The following is a 19,036-nucleotide window of genomic DNA, read 5'->3' on the forward strand; positions in this document are numbered from 1 at the left end:
TCAAACATATCTGTTGTAAAAACAGTTCTATTTCTTATAAACTGTGATTACGATCGGTTCCTGGTTTTCCTCCCCATATGGCTGAATCCAGTATAATTCTTCATCCGGATCTTTCTGTTTCTCCGCTTCAGCACCTTTGGATTCAGAATCTCCTGCTTTGGTATTTTTAGTTTCCAAATTTCTTGCAGCATCTTCGTCTTTTTCAGATGCAGATGTCGTTGCAACCTCGTCTTTCACATACTCAAGTTCCAGATATGGAGCACTTCCATTTACATCATTCAGAATGATCTGGTTCTTTCTGCCCAGAGTTTTCTTATCTGAATATTTCCCATCTTTATCCACCGAAATATTCTGAACCGCCTTATTGATCACACAGGTTCCGGCAGTGGAAGTTGTCAGGAGCAGTTCTTTCTCTGTATCAGAGACTTTAATAATGTTCAATGGTTTTTCATTTTCTGTAAGTGTTATGATGATTTTATTATTTTCGTTATGAAGATGAATCCCAAGCTCAGATGCAGTTTCTTTTGCACTCAGTGTGATCCAGTGATTCTTTGGAGCTTCTTTATTAATGATCGCGATTGAATGAAGTTTCTTCTTCTCACTTGTCAGTGAAAATCCATTTTTGATTTCATCGATGGAAGTAGAAATCGCAAGATCTGTAATATTTCCTTCTGAATCTTTCTTGATCTCTGTCGTTTCTGTTGGAACTGTCATACCGGTAACTTCCTCTGTTTCCGTCGGATCATCCGAATCTTTCTTTGCAACACGAATCGTACCAACTGCAGTTTCCGGATCATACTCCGTTACAATGTCTGTAGAAGTTGAAGACGCATAAGAAGCGTATTCTTCATCAATATCTTCCTCTGGCAGGTCTTTCTCTGCACCTTCATTTTTACTATCGGCAGAAGTATCTGAATCAGTGGGTTCTGTTTTTCCGGAAGTACTGTCTTTATCTACGGAAGCATTTTCTGTATTAGAATTCTTATTTTCTTCTGAAGCATCTGTTTTGCCATCTTCTGATTTGCCGTCAGCATCTGTTCCCGGCTTCTCATCCGTCTTTGTATCTGCATCATCTGTTTTACCATCAACAGCATTCGTATTTTTGACCGGAATCTCCGCCAGTTCTGTATAATCGCATCCCTGTCTCTGACATTTATATGTGATCACACCTGGTTTATCTGCTGTCGCCTCCTGAATAGAAACTTCTTTCAGTTCATGACCAAGTGCAGCTGTCTCATCTCTCTTTTCTTCGTAGGTGCAGCCATCCACTTTACATTTGTAGATCGTATAACCTCTTTCTGTGCAGGTTGGCAGAACAACTTTGCTTTCTATAAGCTCATGTTCGCCTTCATTGCATGGAGCAGGTTCATTCTCTGCTGCTCTCGTGTCTTCCTTTTCATTATCATCCGTTTCAGCTGTTTTCGCAGAAGAATTCTCCTCAGCATATACTGCGGAACTTCCTGCCAGTGTCATCGCCATGACCACAGCCAGTATCGCTGCACTTTTACTTTTCTTTCTCATACACATTCTCTCCTTTGTGCAAAATATGGAGTCAATAAAACAGATTTATCTTATCATTGATTCTATGCTTTTTCAATTATGCTCTTGCCAGATCTTTAATTACTTCCCCCGCTATGATCAGCCCTACTACCGATGGAACAAATGCAGTGGATCCCGGTATATCACGACGTTCTGTACATTTGTGTGCTGCACCCGGAGGACAGATACAATGTGAACGACAACTGATCGACATATCTTCAATCGGACGGGTTGGTTTTTCCTGAGAATACACAACCTTTAACTTTTTAATTCCACGCTTCTTAAGTTCACGGCGCATAACCTTCGCAAGTGGACATACAGAAGTTTTATAAATATCAGCCACTTGAAAAGCAGTCGGATCAAATTTATTTCCGGCGCCCATACTGCTGATGATCGGAACGCCAGCTTCCTTTGCCTCCATAACAAGCTGAATCTTCGCTGTTACCGTATCAACCGCATCCACTACATAATCATATTTGGAAAAATCGAACTCATCTTTCGTTTCCGGCAGATAAAAACATTTGTGAACATTAACCTCTGCCTTCGGGTTGATATCAAGGATTCGCTCCTTCATAACATCTACTTTGTATTTACCAATCGTACTTCTTGTCGCAATGATCTGACGGTTCAGATTGGTCAGACATACCTTATCATCATCGATCAGATCGATCGCACCTACTCCACTTCGCACAAGCGCCTCTACTGTATAACCGCCAACTCCACCGATTCCAAAAACGGCAACTCTGGAACCGGCAAGTTTCTCCATTGCTTCTTTACCAAATAGCAGTTCTGTTCTGGAAAACTGATTTAACATTTATTTCTTAATCTCCTTCTCTTCCTTAGTTAATGTTTCATTCATGCTTCCTGTACGATATCCCAGAAGATCCAGAGTCACATAATCAAATCCATATTCCTTAAGCTGCTTCGCAATTCTGGTTCTGTTTTCTTCTTCTACAAGTCTTGCTATTTCCTCAGGCAGAACTTCAATTCTGGCGATATTTCCGTGAATGCGTACACGGATCTGATGGAAGCCCATGTCCAGAAGAAGCTGTTCCGCCTGGTCCACCATTCCAAGTTTTTCCTCACTGATTGTTTCTCCATAAACAAAACGGGAAGAAAGACAGGCAAAAGACTGTTTGTCCCATGTAGGAAGTCCCATCTCTTTGGACAGTTCACGGATTTCTTCTTTATACAGCTCAGCCTGACGAAGCGGACTGCTGACACCAAGCTCTTTAACGGCGATCAGTCCCGGACGGTAGTCACCGTTATCATCCATATTGGAGCCCTCGGCTACTACATTCATGCCGTTTTCTTTTGCAATCTGCCAGATTTTCTCAAACAACTCATGCTTGCACAGATAGCAGCGATTCTTCGGATTCTGTCGAAAGCCATCAATATCCAGCTCCTCTGATTTACAGATAATATGACGAACACCATTTTCTTTGCAGAATTCCGTCGCTTCTTTCAATTCTCTCTCCGGGAATGAACAGGAACTGGCTGTCACTGCGATTACTTTATCCTTTCCAAGTGCTTCCAGCGCCGCTTTCAAAAGAAAGGTAGAATCCACGCCACTTGAAAATGCAACTGCAACACTTCCCATATCTTTCAGGTTCTTCTGCAATACTTTATACTTATCATGAATACTCACTATAAAATCTCCTTTTTAACCTAGTAACCTAGTGTGTATTATAGCATAACGCCCCAGAGCGTACAATATAGAATTATCCTACAAACAAAAGCTGAGCTCAGCCTACTATATCAGTTTTAATTGATTGATATTCCAAGTCTCTCTTTAAATTGTTTTATATTTCTTGTCTCACATAAAAGGCCATGTCTCTTCACAGAAACATGACCTCTTATTATTAAATGATGGCATTTTGACTTACAAGTATATCTCTGGAGTTACGAATCAAAACTTCTTCGTTTATTCCTTCCTGATATTCAGAGGCCATAACTCCTGCTGCCTGCCCCGTTGCCATACACGTAATTGAAATTCTGCAAGATGCATTAGCTTCAAATGTAGAGCTTATGCATCTACCACCCATAAACAAATTTTTTATATGTTCTGACCACAAAGCACATGCTGGAATTCCATATCCCCTTAAAACTCTTTCATATTTCATTCCACTTCCCTGTTGATGTATATCCATAGGAAAAGCTCCTATTGCAACACTATCTTTGCATTTTTCTTCTGAAATAATATCTTGTCTGGTCAATACATATTTTCCCTTGACACGTCCGCTTTCTCGAACTCCCACATACCCATTTTGAACTATTTTGGCATTTTTAAATGCTGGAATTTTCTCTCGAAAATATTGAAACAACTCATATACTTGCCTGGAACCATCAAGCTGTGCCTTGCTCATTTCAAAAGCATCATATGGATTCGCACCCATTCTGGAAAAATTGAGTATAACCTCTCCAGGTACTGTTGATTCCATTAGATGCATTTCTTCTCTTTTTAAACTTAATTTTCCAGTTTCGTATCCTTCAGTCAAAGTTTTGCCAAATCCCCATAGATGTAAAAACTCTGCTTCCACATCCAGTTCATTATTAAAAGAAGTAAATTCATCCATATGAGTGCGAACATATTCTCTCAACTGTTCTTTATTTATATTTCCCCATTTTGTTAATACCGTAACTGGCTGACTGACTCCATTCTCATCTCCAAATAAAATGTCACAGCCAGAATAATAACCCAATATTCCGCTCCCTGAGCAATCTACAAAAGACTTTGCATATACTGTAAGCCGTTCTCTTTTCGTTTGTATTTCTATACTGACAAGAACCTGATTTTTAACATTTGCCTCTACAAGCATTGTCTCCATCATAAGATCAACTTGATACTTATCCAGTAGACATAACATTGCATATTTCATACATTCCGACTGGTACGGAATAATTTTATTACAATATCCTGTTGTATCATCTACATTTTCAGCCTGCCTATCCTGCGCTTTTATTAATTCAAGTAATTCATCAGCAATTCCGCCAATAACTTTCCGATCAGCATCATACTGCGTCATTAATGCCTCCAGCGGTCCCATTGTTACAACGCCACCCAGAAAAGTAGCACTTTCAATTAATAATGTCTTACTTCCATTTTTAGCAGCTGATGCTGCAGCTGATACACCAGCAATACCTCCACCAACTACTACCGTATCATATGTAATCTCTTTATTTTTCTGACAATTTGTACGTCTTATAATCATGTGCATTCCCTCCTGTCAGCCAAATAGTATTCCAGGAAGAAAAGTTGTAAGCTGTGGAATAAAAGTAATCGCTAACAGGGCACCAAACATTACAATATAAAATGGTACACTTGCTTTTACCAATTGCTCAATATTTCTTCCACTTATCGCACTGCACACATAGAGTAATACACCAAACGGCGGTGTCATAAGACCAATTCCAAGGTTAAAAATCATGATTACTCCAAGCTGAAGAGGTGTAACACCAACGGCTGCTACAATTGGAAGAATAATCGGTGTAATAATCAGAATGCTACAGATCATATCCATCAACGCACCCATAACCAGCAGCAGTAAATTAATTAATAACAACAAAACTATTTTATTCGAAGATATACTCATCATAAAATTAGTAAGTTTCATCGGTATACGTAAATAAGAAACTACCCATCCAAAAGCTGATGATACCCCGATTAAAGCCATTACCATTGCCAGCGTTTTAAGACTCTTCTTAAACACCCCAAACAGCTCTCTTATAGAAACAGATTTGTAAATAAACAATACGACAATAATAGAATAGACACATGCAATTGCTGCAGACTCTGTCGCTGTAAAAACCCCCGCAACTACACCTACTACTACAATAAGAATTGTGAGGATTCCCCAAATTCCATCAACAAATGCTTTTACTGCAATTTTAAGTGAAAACTTTTCACCTTTAGGATAATTTTTTTTCAATGCCACAAAATAGGAAAATACCATAAGCACGATTCCAAGAAATACACCTGGAATAATGCCTCCCATGAACATCTGTCCAACAGAAACGCCTCCCGCTGCCATACAGTAAATAACCATATTATGACTTGGTGGTATTAGTAATCCCTGAATAGCACTGCTCATTGTAAGTCCTGTAGAAAAATCTTTATCATATCCAGACTTATCCATCATTTCTATCTCAATCGGTCCTAATGACGCTACATCAGCAGTAGGTGATCCTGAAATTCCTCCAAAGAACATAGATGCCAGGACATTCACCATTGCCATACCGCCCCGCATCCACCCGACTAGTGCATTTGCCAGGTTAACCAGTCGATCCGTTATGCCGCCTGCCGACATAATGTCACCCATCAGAATAAAAAATGGGACAGCCATCAGAGAAAAAGAGTTTAAACCTTTAACTGACTGCTGGGCAACTGTCATAAGTGGAACTTTTAAGTATAACAAAGTTAATAATGTAGAAATACCTATTGAAAAAATGATATGATTTCCTGCAAAGATCATAATAAAAAAACTTGCAAGAAGAATAATCGTTCCTACTGTTTCCGTTGACATACTTTCGCCCCCATTCTATAAACTAGCATAATTGCCATAAGTAATCCGCCCACACAAATTGATGCATATAGTATACCTGATGAAATTCCACTGCCTGGAAGTTTTGTTCTGGAAGTCTGTATGACTAATTTAGATCCTTCCCAAAAAAGTATTAAACTAAAAGCAATATTACAAATTGAAAATATGATATCTCGAATTTTAAGTGCTTTTTCTCCAAAAAATTTATCAAATACGGAAATTCTTACATGTGAGTTGTCTTTAATTGCCATGCTGGCTGTGAGAAAAGACATCCACACCATTAAAACTCTGGCAATTTCTTCAGACCACGTGGGAGTGTAACTGAATATGTATCTTCCAATAACGGCAATTGAAATAATAATTACCTGTCCACATAAACAAAGCGCACTGACAAATTCAATCAACTTATAAATTATTTCGAAAAATTTAATTTCATGTTTTTCATCTACCTGTTCTTTCCCCATATGAATACCTCCATTGCCTTAAGCTGCCTATCTGAAACAGCCCGGATGACTCAGTTCACATTCTGATTCACCCGGGCTGCACTTTCACAGATTATTTCTGACAATCTATAATTTCCTGAAGAAGATCTTCATTTCCCTCTGTAAATTCCGAATAGATAGTCTGCGCCGCATCTTTCCACTCCTGCGGATCATCAGGTGTAACAAATTCCATTCCTTTTTCTTCCAGCTGCGAACGATATCCTTCCAAAGCCTCGTCGGAAATCTGTTTAAAGTATTCAGCGCCTTCCTCCATAGCCTCATTGATCACTGCCTGATCTTCCTCGCTTAAACTGTTGAAGAAATCAGAATTAATAATGATGATACTTGCTTCATACTGATGAGGCATATCCAACACATATGAACCAACCTCATAAAAGCTCATATTTAAGATTCCCTTCAGCGGATTATCTGCTCCGTCAACAATGCCAGTCTGCAGCGAACTATATAATTCATTGTAAGAAATAGGAGTTGCAGATGCTCCAAGACTACTTACCATTTTAGTCGCAAGATCATTCGTCTGTACACGAATTTTTAATCCTGCAATATCCTTCAAATTCGCAACTCTTTTATTTTTAAAGAAAAAATAACGTCCTGATGGTTCAAGATAACCAAGTGCTTTTACCATTGTGTCACTTTCTTCTACCTGATTAAGGATTTTCTGTCCAACATCGCTGTCCAGAACCTTGTTAGCACTGTCCAGATCATCAAACACGAAAGGAAGCGCAAGAAGATTCATTGAAGAAACACCTGCATCTGCAAGCCATGATGGATTTGTTCTGGTCATCTGCATAGATCCAGACTGTACTGCCGTCAAAATATCTGTCATTTCTCCCATCTGTCCAGCCGGATATACCTGGACTTCAATTCGACCATCACTTTTTTCATTAACTAATTCTGCAAATTTATATTCAAATTGTGTTTCAACATCATTTTCGGCCTGCACATCTGCAAGTTTAATCACAACATCTGCTGCAAAAACATTTGTCGTACATCCTGTTATTGCTAATCCTAATGTAGTAAGTAATGCTAATCCTTTCTTCATTTGCCTACTCCTTTCATGTATTTACAGAATACATTCAATATTATAAACTATTTTTCAAATTTTTCCAATATCTTTCAGAATACCAAGAGTTACTTTCATTTCTTCATCCGTCGGCGGTGCCAATGGCAGTCTTGCATTTCCAAGTTTGATTCCAGATACTGCTTCTATTGCCGGACGCATAATCGAGTTCGGAAGAATACGGCCATTCTGACCTGTACTCTTGCAGAAACGGTAAAGCGGTTCAAAAGTTTCTTTTGCTTTCTCATTCTCACCAGCCTCAAACGCATCAAAAATTACACGAATTTCATGTCCAAAAATCTGTGCTCCACCAGACACAAGTCCCATAGCTCCCTGCACAATCGTTGGAAGAAGCATTACATCGTCTCCATTATAAATTGCAAAATCTGGATCAACATCTTTTGTTGCAAGGAAGAAGTCTGTAACCTGTGTTGGATTGATTCCAGCTTCATCTTTGATTCCAATAATATTAGGAATTTCTGCAAGTCTTCTGACTGTTTCCGGTTCCATATTCACACCTACAAAAATAGGTATATTATAAAGCATAATATTTACCTTTGTATTCTCAGCCAATTTCTTATAGTGCAGATAAATACCTTCCTGTGTGGGTTTATTATAAAATGGAACTACTACAAGACAGGTTTCTATTCCAAGTTCCTCTGCTTTCTGTGTCAGCGCAATAGTTTCTTTAGTACTTGCACAGCCAGTTCCTGCAATTACTGGCATTCGTCCTGCTGCAGCCTTTATAGCTGTTTCCATCAACTTGACTCTTTCATCAAATGTTAAAAGACTTGCTTCTCCTGTTGTTCCTGTAACGATCAAAGAATCTCCTAATTTATTAGTAATGATATAATCAATCAATTTTTCGTACTGAACATAATCAACTTCTTCATTTTCTCCATAAGGTGTAATAAGCGGTACCAGAATCCTTCCATATTTAGCAACAAATTTGTTCATAACTCATTTCCTCCTTTAATCTTTACATTTTATTTTTACTTTGTGAATGCTTCACGAATTGCTTTCTTTTCTTCTTCTGGTAAATACGTAATTGGACTTCTACAATATCCACAATCACGTCCCAGACACTTCAATGCATATTTCATTTTAATTGGGAACTGGTTGCCTCCAAGAACCTGCCATTTTTTATATAAAGACTGTTGAATTTCCAGTCCACGTAAATGCTCTCCTGTCTGCGCGCATTTCCACATTTCTACTGATTCTTTAGGGAATACTGACAAAATCGCCGAAATTGCACCTTTGGCCCCCAGATCAAAGCAAGAATAAATCATATCATCTGTAGCCGCATATACACGACCTTTCCCTTCAATTTCCATAAGGTCTGCGTACAGAGCCTGTATTCCTCCAACACTCTGCTTTATTCCCATAATATATTCCGTTTCGTTTAACAACCGATGGAACAAATCAGGATATATCGTATTTTGTGGAATCACATTATAAATAATTGTTGGAAGTTGAACTTCTTCAGAAATTGTATTATAAAAATCAAACATACCTTCTGCATTTGGTACCAGGACATTATAAGCAGTAGGTGTAACCATAATTGCATCTGCCCCTGCTTCCTTTGCAGTTTTTCCAGCTCTGACAGCATCTCTTGTACAAGTTCTCATTATTCCGCAGACAACCGTTTTATCTGATCCTTCTTTTACGTATTCTCTGGCTATTTTAATCAGTTGAGTCAGCTCTTCATCACGTAATGTCGGTCCTTCTCCGGTACTTCCGCCAACACTGATTCCATCAGCGCCTGCATCCAGACAGATTTCCATTTCACGCCTGATTTTTTCTTCATCAATTTCTCCACTTGCCGTGAATGGAGTAACAATCGGGGGAATTATCCCTTCATACTTTACACTCATATGTTTTCTCCTCTCTTTGTTATATTGTCTTATGTTTGATTGTTTGTTTGTAGGATTGTCTTACAATTTGTATATTAGTCTTTTTCTTTCATTTTGTCAACATGAAATATCATTTCTGTCATAATGTCTCTTTTTTTGTCACATTTTTTATGCATTTTGCATAATTCTACAATCATTTTATCAGCATCCAAAAATATTGTATAATGTCCTACAATGTACTTGACATATTTTTTTTTATCCTCTATGATAATTAAAACTGTATCTCGTCATAGTTTTAATAAAAAATGCAACAGGGAAGGGGGCCATATGTATGGAACCAATTAAACGTGTGCCACTCGTTCACCAAGTAGAAGAACGAATTAAAGATTTGATTAAAGAGGAAAAATTACAGCCTGGTACAAAATTACCTACAGAAAAGGAGCTCTGTACGAACTTAAATGTCAGTCGTGGAACTGTACGAGAAGCATTCCGTTTTCTTCAAGCTAAGGGAATTGTTGAATTAAAGACAGGAAAGGGCGCTTTTGTTGCAGAAAAAAAGGCAGAAAAACCATCTCCTGCCATCAACTGGCTTGTAGCTAACGAAACTGATCTTAGAAATGTTTTCGAATTAAGATATGCAATTGAACCCATTGCTGCAAAAATGACTGCTGAAAAAATTGATGAAGAAGGCATCATATGTTTAAAAAATATTCATAAAGAATTTTGCGATGCTGCTGCAAAAAATGATGCTAATAATCTTGCCCTCATGGACGAAAAATTTCACTCTGAAATTATAAAAAGATGTGGAAATAACTTAATGATTGATGTTATGGAACGATTAAATATGGGATTAAAGGATTTTAGAAATAATACTTTTTCAATTAAACAAAATGTCAAAGATACTATTGGACCTCACGAAAAAATTTTAAAAGCAATTATAACAAAGGATTCTGCAAAAGCAGAACGTGAAATGAAAAAACATATTGTGTTAATGGAAACCAATCTCACATTAAACATTGTAACATTAGAAGATGAATAGGCAAAACCTGCATATGCGTTGAAGTTTACAACACATATGCAGGTTTTACAATATTCAAAAATCAAATTTTGCCTTATATGTCTCGGGATTTTGGCAAAAAACATGCCAAAACACCTCGCGGGATAGTGCCGTGTGAACGGTTACCGATCATATCATTGTCATCAGTACAGTTCCTGCCGTGATCAGGACAACCCCTGTTGCAGATTTCCGTGTCAGTTTTTCGTGGAATACGATCCACGAGAAAGCAATCGTCACGAGGATACTCAGCTTATCGATCGGTACAACAACGCTCGCCGGACCTTCTTGCAATGCTCTGTAATAAAAAAGCCATGATGCTCCTGTTGCAATTCCGGAAAGTCCGATAAAAAGAAGTTCTTTTTTCTCAATTTCCCGAACCTCATGCTGTTTTCCTTTCATAAATACCATCAGCCATGCCATAACCAATACAACTGTGGTACGGATCGCAGTACCCAGGTTTGAATCAATTCCGGAAATACCAATCTTTCCAAGGATGGCCGTCAGGCTGGCAAAGACTGCTGATAGTACCGCATAAATCAGCCAGCTTCCGTCTCTCGATTCGTTGTTTTCGGTTTCTTCTTTTCTGGTTATCATCATCATCGTTCCGATTCCGATCAGACAAACACAGCCCGCTTTTGCCCAGGACAGGCCTTCATGAAGAAAAATCAGAGCCAGAAGAATCGTCAGGATCGTGCTTGATTTGTCAATCGGTACAACTTTATTGATGTCTCCTTTTTGCAATGCGTGGAAATAACAAAGCCAGGATGCTCCCGTTGCCAGACCGGAAAGCACAAGAAACAGCAAAGTCATTCCGCTTATGTCCTTTATTCCGGACATTGTTCCTGTTACAAATACCATCAGCCAGGAAAACAAAAGCACCACGATCGTCCTCACAGCTGTTGCCACATCAGAATCCGTTTTCTGAATTCCACACTTTGCAAGAATTGATGTGATTCCTGCAAAAAACGAAGATCCCACCGCATACAGAATCCACATATAAATCCCCCTGGTAATTTTTCCTATTACATAAAAAGAGCAGGTTTACACCCGCTCCATTTATTTCTCAGTCTTCGTCAAAATTTGCTGCATAAACTCCTTCCGGAAGTCTCATGGTAAGGATTCCAAGATTAAATTCATGATCCATAATAGTAATGTGATATTCAAAGATCACATCGTCCTCAAATTTGGACAGTAATACATAACTGCCATTTTCTTTTCCTTCAATCTGGTCACAGATATCTTCGTAAACAGCCTGTCCGGATATCTCTCTAGGATATCCTGCTGCCTTGATCTTCTCTTCAATTGCCTGGTATAATTCGTCCACGTGTGCGTCCTCCTTAATATCTTACCCCGAAACCTCGCTCTTCCTCATCAACCGGAAGACTGCGTTTTCGGATGTCATCAATCTCTATATAACGGTCATTGTAAAGTGCCTGAAGAATCTTGTCAATATCTTCTTCCAGTCCCTGCAATTCTGTTGAGACTGATCCGTCATATTCATTTCTCGCCCAACCGGTCACGCTGTATTTCTCAGCCAGATATCTCAGCTTGTAGCGAAATCCGACTCCCTGGACTCTTCCATAGAAACATATGGATACTCTGATCTTGTGCATGATTATCTTACTGTCTTTTTCCCTTCTGCAAATTTCACAATGTGATATCCAAGCCATCCGGAAAGACATCCAAAAATGATTCCACCTAGAACATCTGTTGGATAATGCACATACAAATATAATCTGGATACAGCTATCAGGCATGAAATCACAAGAGCTATAAGCCCAATCCTTCTTTCTCCTGACAGGTACAGTGCTGTCACTGATGCAAACGATGCCGCTGTATGTCCAGACGGAAATGAATAATCGCGAAGTTTTGCAACCAGTAATTCTACTGTCGTATTCACATCATAAGGTCTGGTTCGTGCTACAAGATTCTTTAACAATACATTACATAATAATAAATCTACGATAAGCGCAGCTGCCATGGTCACACCTGTCTTTCTCATTTTCGGTATGATAAGAAAGATCAGAGTCAGTATAATCCAGAATATCCCGGCATCCCCAAGCTTTGTGACTGAAGTCATTAATTTATCCATCACCGGCGTATGCAATGTCTGGAACCAGTCAAGTATATTTAATTCAAATCCCATCTTTTAGTGTCCTTTGCATATATTTGTCTGCACCCTTTTTAAAAGCTGCATCAGCTAATCCTCTGCTCTCAGCGGAGCTTTCGCATTTCCCCTTCAATCAGAAATACTTTGTCTCCCTCATTGATGTCCAGCTCATATAACCGGGCATCTTTTTCCTGAACGGTCATCTCCTGACCTGTATAATTGCTTTTCAGAAGGACATTATCCTTCACTTCCATCCCGTCCGGACGCCCCTCACATCCGAAATCAGGCTCATCGATACGTAAAACATTGAATGTTTCAAGCATATATATCTCCCCTTTTATTACCAGATATCAGACTTTCGTGTATACGTTACTCTTTTTCCCCTCCATTCGCATCCTCCATCGTGATGCATTCCTGCATCTGTGCCTCTGTATAATACAGGCGCAATACAGCCTGCGGCCAGTTGATATTGACAACCGCCGTCTTATTTTTCTCTTCACCGGCTTTGCGGATCAGTCCAAGAAGTTCATTCAGAACCTCTCTGGTCAGATAACCGCCTCTCCAGTGAAAGGTCAGTGTTTTTCCTTTTTTGGCTGCCTGAAGTGAACGTTTATACACATCTTCTGTCTTTGTGAATGACAGTTTCTTTTCTTTGTAATAAAAGTGATCGTGGTCTGTACAGTGCGGTGCCGCCGCGATCAGTGGTTCGTGATCTTTAAAAATATGTCCATCATCCAGATTAAAGTAATCATAACGGATATCTTCGACTTTATCACTCTTTCCAAGTGTATTATCAAATGTTGTATCCAGATGATAATATGCACCGCCGATCCGGACAATGTTCCAGGTATGACGGTATTTAATTCCTTTTTCCGGATTATTCCCGCATATTGCGATCACACACCAGACTCCCAGCGCATCGAGAAGAACTTTCACTGCTTTTGCAATGCCTTCACAGACGCCCACGCCCTGTCCCAGAGGACCAATGATCTCATGGGAATACGCCTTTTTAAGCTTATCGTAATGTACATTCTGACAGATAAAGTCATGTACATATTTTTCTTTTTCCCACTCGGAAAGGCTTTGTGCCGGACGAACCAGCTTCTCGACTCTGGATTTCATTGCTTTCTGATGTTCTTTTATTTTTCCTTTATCAAACAGATATTCCGGGATAAAAATAATGTTCGGTGAATCTTTATAATAACGATATTTATATCCTGTCGCCCAGAAAATCTCCGGATGATCCAGCCGGAGCTGAAAGAAAACATTGTATAAATCTTCTCCGTCCAGTGCCGGAATCTGGAATTCATCTGCCAGGCTGGTAATTCCCTGGAGGATGCCATGATAAGCAGCCTGTTTCTGTTTATCCATGTGGTTGTAGTAATACTGCTCCATTGTACTTCTCCTGGGGTTATTTCATACTATACTGCATCATTTCATAATGTAAGATACAGCCCTCGTAGATTTCTATCGGAAGAAGTGCCCTCGCAACCAGCTTCAGTTCCTCCTCTGGGCGGTCGATTCTCTGCAGATGTGCATAATCTCCATCAATCTGTTTCACTTCATAATCACATTTTAACATCGGTATTTTCCTTTCTCGTAATCTTGATTTTGTTACATTCTTAATTTCTTCCTGAATTCTCTCAAGGTATCCTTTTTCTGAAAGATAAACATCCCTGCTAAAGTCAGAAAACTGATACCTGTGCACAGTACAGACGGCAGCGTATAATGCACGATTCCTGTCCAGATAAGGATTGCCGGTATGCATCCGATCATCGCTGCCTGCAACAGATAATACAGGTATTCTTCTGTTTCCAGGTGGCTGACTCCGGCAATTACAGGGATCGAACCCAGAACTGTCAGCGTCCCAAACGGAAAGACAAAGTCAATCGACCAGCCCTTCCATCCGGTAAAATGATCCCACAAAACACATAAAATAGTTATGATCAGAAGCTGCCAGGTCAGATTTTTCAGTATATTTCTCCGCTTGAAATATGCCACATTTACAACCAGCCATGCACAGGCACATCCTGCTGCCGCGAACCAGAACCAGTTCAGCGTTTCCAGCATAAGATAATTGATCATGCCACAGATCACTGCCACCGCAAGGCACAGAAACGTAAAAGTCTGCAAAATTTTTATTTCTTCTTTTTTATTCTGTTCACCGCATCCGGGGAAATCATTTTTCTCTTCTTTATATGGAATCTCCTCTTCACGAAGCATACGCATAAAGTTTTTCTGGATACTGTCATCCGGTATCTTGGACGTAAATCCAAGCACCATCTGGTCTCCATAAGAACAGGAACAAAGCTGCAGAGAATTCGTACTTGCAAAGATTCCAAACCGATCGATATATGCTTTGTACTCCTCCGGAAATTTCAGAATTCCTATATTTGAATAAACCGCTGTTACACTTCTGCTGCCAAGATTTGCACCTGCCATCATGAAATATTTCTTAATTTCCAGAGGAACCGCACGCACCAGAGGATTCTTCTCCAAACGTACATAACCATTCATATCCATGGCAACTTTTTCTTTGTCCAGCTTATCTTTAAACTGATTTTTTACAGATTCCAGCACATCCTGAAATACCGTTTCATCCGCAAAGGTATACCCAACTTCAATCCATCCAAAGAAATTTCCCATGGACTGTGATGGAAAATAATTTCTCAGATTTACTGGAATCATCAGAGCAATCGGCCTCTTCTGACGGTTCTTCGGTATCTCCTCATGTATTGAACAGAGCAGCATCGCCGTGAGAAATACAGTAATCGACACACCATAAGAACGTGCCTTCGTCAGTGTTTCTTTTACCGGTATAATGACCTCTGTGATCTGCATATCTGCATGCAGCAATTTCTCACCTTTCAGCTTCACTGCTGCCGGTTTTTTCTCTTTATTTTTTGGAATATCCGAGGAATAATACTGTGAAAAGCTGTCCTCTTCCTGTGCACCCGGAGTCGTTTCTTCTATCTGTTCAACCCACGGAAGATCTGCAGATGGGTGCGCCAGGATCAGATAATTCTGCACCAGTTCACTTAAGAAATTCATTGCTCCTGTGCCATCTGTCAGGGCATGATATACCTCAAAATTAATTCGATTTTTATAGTAGCTCACCTGAAAAAGCAACGTCTTTTGATCTGGTATATAAAGACTGCTGCAAGGCGGTCTTTTTTCTTTTTTTACGATAGCATGTATATCCCTTCTCTCCAGATAAAACCAGAACAGTCCCTTACGCAGAACCGCCTGGAACAATGGATATTTCTCCATCGTCTGATCCAGAGACTGCTGCAGGATCTCACTGTTTACTTCTTCTTTCAGCTGACAATAAAATCGAAATACCCTGGTGTCATTTTTGTCTGTGACAAGAGGAAATGCCAGTGCCGCGTTATCTAGTTTTCGCCATTTTGAATATCCTGTTTCCACGTTTTATTCGCTTCCTTTATTCAACTTTTGTTCAAAAAACGATTCATGATCTCAAAACTTTCCTGTACATGCAGAAACCGGATCCCAAGTGCAAAATATCCATGAAGCGCATCCGGAATCCTATGTATTTCCACATAATTATTTGCTTCTTTCAGACGTTTCCCATACTCTTCGCCTTCATCCCGAAGTGGGTCAAATTCCGCTGTAAGAATCAGTGTTTCCGGCATATGTGAAAGGTCTTTTTCAAGGATCGGTGCGAAGTAAGGATTCTGTCTGTCCTCAGGACTGCTCTCATATAATTTAAGATAGTCCTCCATTTTTACTGCTGTGAGAAGGTATCCTTCGCCGTTTTCCTGTACGGATTTATAAGGAGATCCTTCTGTATAGCAGTTGTTCAGTGCCGGATAGATCAGTATCTGCTTCTTCGGTATAAACTCTCCGGTATCCCGTGCTTTGAGACATACAGCCGCTGCCAGATTACCCCCGGCACTGTCGCCAATGATCGTGATCCTGTCCGGATCAGCGGGAAGGACCAGATGTCCCGTATAAAGTGCTTTTGCCGCTGCATAACAGTCTTCCAGCGGAACCGGGAAACGATATTCCGGTGCAAGGCGATACTCCACAGACATCACGATATGACCTGTAGACTGCGCCATTCTGCTGCACACGCGATCATAATTCTCCACACTTTCCGTCACCCAGCCACCACCATGAAAAAAGAGCAGCACAGGATATTTTTCTCCCTCTACAGGCTCGCCGCTCATGGCTTCCTCGCTCGGGAAATACAGCCGCACAGGCACTTCATAAGTTCCATTATATACTTTCGTATCCAGCTTTTTCACAAATATCCTCATCGCATCCAGCCTCTTAATATCTGCCAGCCGTCGCGATGCCTCCACCTCTATATTTCCATAGGATAATGCGTGCAGAATTGTCTGCATTGTCTTTGAAATCAAATGTTTACTCCTTGTCTGTATAGATTAATTCCGTCCTTTGAGTTTCTTTTTATTCAACACACTGTTATTATAGCAGAAATATCTATAGTACGAAATTGCAAAATAATTTTCTCTGATTTTTCATAAAAAAAACCAACGGCAAACCGCTGGTTTTTTTATGAAAAATTAAAGAAAATTATTTATTTCTTCCGCAGCATTTTTTATATTTTTTACCACTTCCACACGGACATGGATCATTCGGGTAAATTTTCTTTTTCGGCTGCATATTTACTATATTGTTTGTCGGAAGATTTCCCATCGGAACAAAAGACTGCATTGCCGGTGCTACCGGTGTTGTCTTCTGCTCAGATACACGGTTGATCTCATTTGGCGTATATCCACGGAAATCAAGCATTCTTGTGTTATTGTTTACTTCCATCATAATTGGAGCAAAACGTTCCATCTGGCGATCAGAGTCAAAAACAATATCACGTTTATTGAATTCTTCCATGATATCAGAAAGCATCCCGTCCATAGAAAACTCTTTGTATACAATGTAAAGAAGTTCTTCTGTCTTTTCTTCCTCAAGATGGAGTTCATCTCTCAGGAAGGACGATAATTTGCGATAAGAAACATCCTGAGAAGGATATCCATGTTTTGCATAATCCAGAATTTCATCTACCGTCGGAATATAGAAATCTCTTTCTCCCTGAAATTCTTCAATTCTCTCATAAAGATTATCCTGTAACACAGCTTTCCAGATCAGTTTATCTCCTTTTACGATACACATACCATCTTTTTCAGCAAGTTCGTTCAGAATATCCATAAATTCTTCATAGCTCACTCTGAAGCCATCACGTTTACGGTACATGCGATACACGATCTTAAGCGGCGCGATTGCATAAATCAGTCCCATCATACTTTCACAGGAACGCATCCAGCTGAGTTTGCGGCATTTTTCCTGTAATTCAGGGGTATTCACCTGTTTATAAACAGAAATTACCTCCTGCGGCACTTCTGCATAATTATCACTATAAGCTACGATATATCCTTTATTACTGAACCATTCCAGTTCTTTCCAGTCTTTATGAGTAGCCGGAAAACATTTTCTCTCAGTTGCACGATCAAATGCTTCAATTTCCCATTCATCTGCCTGAAGAAAAATCTCCTTCATGATTTCCGGATTCAAAACTTTTTCTGTAATGTTTTCTGCAAGTTCTTCTTTACTTAAACCATCAATTTCAATATCCAGCTCAATTGCACTGGCAATAAGATCTTCCTTATTATAAGAATTCAGGTAATCTCTGACTTTTGGATTTCTACTGAACGAATTTTCCTGCTGTTCAGGTTCCATCTTCTTTTCCATTTCGGCAACCTTTTTGGCAACTATATCAGCAATTCCAAGAGCACCATATTTCTTTTCCAGCTCTGTATTCTTCGTCTGCATATCTGCTGTCCAGAAATCATCTTCTGCACTTCTGGTTTCTTTAAGAATCTCAGGAGTTCCTGCTTTTTCTTCATCTGTTATTTTCTTTTCAATATCAGTACGATATTCCGGAAGCTCCATTCCTTTTACTCTGAAAGTAAACCATGCCTCTGTATCCAGAAGTTCTGCTATCTGTCTGCCTTTTGCTTCTGCATATTCATAGCTGCCTTTTGTAGCCTCTGCAGTCTGTGCCTCCAGGTTCTGCAGTCTGAGTTTTTTCTGGAAAAATTCAAATTCATAGTTCTCAGTGTCTGCATATTCCAGAATGTCTTCCAACATTGCAGCAAGTTTCGCAAAGTCTGTGTCTGCCGGTACCAGACAGCGTCTCCATACCGGAGGTTTTGTTCCTTTTCTTGTAATTTTTAACTGATAGAATTCCATATGTTCACCCTTTATATGCTTGTTTTTAGAAAACATAAAAGCCGGAACAGATTTTGTCCGCTCCGGCTTCATTATCGTATCTTCAAAACCACATACATGTTGACTAAGCAATTGAATCTTAACCACGCTTTCTTGGTCAAGCCCT

At 39.6% G+C, this 19,036-nt stretch carries 20 protein-coding genes; 1 reads left to right on the top strand and 19 read right to left on the bottom strand.

Annotated features, from left to right (window positions below):
* Positions 1-27: 27 nt before the first annotated feature.
* The 9 genes from LI112_RS13500 to LI112_RS13540 form a co-directional block, all read right to left on the bottom strand.
* Positions 28-1,521, bottom strand: coding sequence for a hypothetical protein (locus tag LI112_RS13500; RefSeq protein ID WP_195967387.1), 1,494 nt, complete (start codon positions 1,519-1,521; stop codon positions 28-30).
* 76 nt (positions 1,522-1,597) lie between these two features.
* The gene (locus tag LI112_RS13505; RefSeq protein WP_195967389.1) at positions 1,598-2,353 is read right to left on the bottom strand and encodes a ThiF family adenylyltransferase; all 756 of its coding nucleotides are present in this window, start codon (positions 2,351-2,353) and stop codon (positions 1,598-1,600) included.
* Positions 2,354-3,190, bottom strand: a complete 837-nt coding sequence (gene larE / locus LI112_RS13510) for an ATP-dependent sacrificial sulfur transferase LarE (RefSeq protein WP_227190896.1) — start codon at positions 3,188-3,190, stop codon at positions 2,354-2,356. It lies immediately after the preceding gene.
* A gap of 211 nt (positions 3,191-3,401) precedes the next feature.
* Entirely contained in the window at positions 3,402-4,751 is a 1,350-nt protein-coding gene (locus LI112_RS13515) for an FAD-dependent oxidoreductase (RefSeq protein ID WP_055055769.1), read from the bottom strand.
* A 15-nt stretch (positions 4,752-4,766) separates the two neighbouring features.
* A complete protein-coding gene (locus LI112_RS13520) occupies positions 4,767-6,062 on the bottom strand; it encodes a TRAP transporter large permease (protein WP_055066666.1) in 1,296 nt (431 codons plus the stop codon).
* Positions 6,044-6,544, bottom strand: coding sequence for a TRAP transporter small permease (locus LI112_RS13525; RefSeq protein ID WP_005424008.1), 501 nt, complete (start codon positions 6,542-6,544; stop codon positions 6,044-6,046). The genes LI112_RS13520 and LI112_RS13525 overlap by 19 nt, the downstream gene beginning before the upstream one ends.
* A 91-nt stretch (positions 6,545-6,635) precedes the next feature.
* Positions 6,636-7,625, bottom strand: coding sequence for a TRAP transporter substrate-binding protein (locus tag LI112_RS13530; RefSeq protein ID WP_055055760.1), 990 nt, complete (start codon positions 7,623-7,625; stop codon positions 6,636-6,638).
* Positions 7,626-7,679: 54 nt separating this feature from the next.
* The gene (dapA, locus tag LI112_RS13535; protein WP_055055759.1) at positions 7,680-8,600 is read right to left on the bottom strand and encodes a 4-hydroxy-tetrahydrodipicolinate synthase; all 921 of its coding nucleotides are present in this window, start codon (positions 8,598-8,600) and stop codon (positions 7,680-7,682) included.
* Positions 8,601-8,635: 35 nt separating this feature from the next.
* Positions 8,636-9,517 carry a dihydrodipicolinate synthase family protein gene (locus LI112_RS13540; protein WP_055055758.1) on the bottom strand — a complete coding sequence of 294 codons (882 nt, stop codon included), beginning with the start codon at positions 9,515-9,517 and terminating at the stop codon, positions 8,636-8,638.
* Between the two features lie 310 nt (positions 9,518-9,827).
* Here LI112_RS13540 and LI112_RS13545 point away from each other — a divergent pair, with 310 nt between their 5' ends.
* Complete coding sequence (locus LI112_RS13545) at positions 9,828-10,535, top strand: FadR/GntR family transcriptional regulator (protein WP_005423997.1); 708 nt, start codon at positions 9,828-9,830, stop codon at positions 10,533-10,535.
* Between the two features lie 147 nt (positions 10,536-10,682).
* Here LI112_RS13545 and LI112_RS13550 read toward each other — a convergent pair whose 3' ends face one another.
* From LI112_RS13550 to LI112_RS13595, 10 genes are all read right to left on the bottom strand, one after another.
* Positions 10,683-11,549 carry an EamA family transporter gene (locus tag LI112_RS13550; protein WP_005423996.1) on the bottom strand — a complete coding sequence of 289 codons (867 nt, stop codon included), beginning with the start codon at positions 11,547-11,549 and terminating at the stop codon, positions 10,683-10,685.
* A 67-nt stretch (positions 11,550-11,616) separates the two neighbouring features.
* A complete protein-coding gene (locus tag LI112_RS13555) occupies positions 11,617-11,877 on the bottom strand; it encodes a hypothetical protein (protein WP_005423994.1) in 261 nt (86 codons plus the stop codon).
* 13 nt (positions 11,878-11,890) lie between these two features.
* Positions 11,891-12,166 carry an acylphosphatase gene (locus tag LI112_RS13560; RefSeq protein WP_005423991.1) on the bottom strand — a complete coding sequence of 92 codons (276 nt, stop codon included), beginning with the start codon at positions 12,164-12,166 and terminating at the stop codon, positions 11,891-11,893.
* 2 nt (positions 12,167-12,168) lie between these two features.
* Complete coding sequence (locus LI112_RS13565; RefSeq protein WP_005423990.1) at positions 12,169-12,699, bottom strand: phosphatase PAP2 family protein; 531 nt, start codon at positions 12,697-12,699, stop codon at positions 12,169-12,171.
* Between the two features lie 68 nt (positions 12,700-12,767).
* Positions 12,768-12,986 (bottom strand): hypothetical protein, encoded by a 219-nt coding sequence (locus LI112_RS13570; RefSeq protein WP_005423984.1) that lies wholly within the window; start codon positions 12,984-12,986, stop codon positions 12,768-12,770.
* A gap of 46 nt (positions 12,987-13,032) precedes the next feature.
* Positions 13,033-14,058, bottom strand: coding sequence for a transglutaminase domain-containing protein (locus tag LI112_RS13575; protein WP_227190893.1), 1,026 nt, complete (start codon positions 14,056-14,058; stop codon positions 13,033-13,035).
* Positions 14,059-14,074: 16 nt separating this feature from the next.
* Positions 14,075-14,245 carry a hypothetical protein gene (locus LI112_RS13580; protein WP_005423981.1) on the bottom strand — a complete coding sequence of 57 codons (171 nt, stop codon included), beginning with the start codon at positions 14,243-14,245 and terminating at the stop codon, positions 14,075-14,077.
* Between the two features lie 32 nt (positions 14,246-14,277).
* Positions 14,278-16,089: a DUF6320 domain-containing protein gene (locus LI112_RS13585; RefSeq protein ID WP_227190894.1), complete on the bottom strand. Its 1,812-nt coding sequence runs from the start codon at positions 16,087-16,089 to the stop codon at positions 14,278-14,280.
* A 20-nt stretch (positions 16,090-16,109) separates the two neighbouring features.
* A complete protein-coding gene (locus LI112_RS13590; protein ID WP_005423977.1) occupies positions 16,110-17,030 on the bottom strand; it encodes an alpha/beta hydrolase in 921 nt (306 codons plus the stop codon).
* A 190-nt stretch (positions 17,031-17,220) separates the two neighbouring features.
* A partial coding sequence (locus LI112_RS13595) for an SEC-C metal-binding domain-containing protein (protein ID WP_227190895.1) occupies positions 17,221-19,036 on the bottom strand: 1,816 nt, incomplete at its 5' end.

This window comes from Blautia sp. 210820-DFI.6.14, assembly GCF_020558815.1.
GTDB classification, from domain to species: domain Bacteria; phylum Bacillota; class Clostridia; order Lachnospirales; family Lachnospiraceae; genus Blautia_A; species Blautia_A obeum.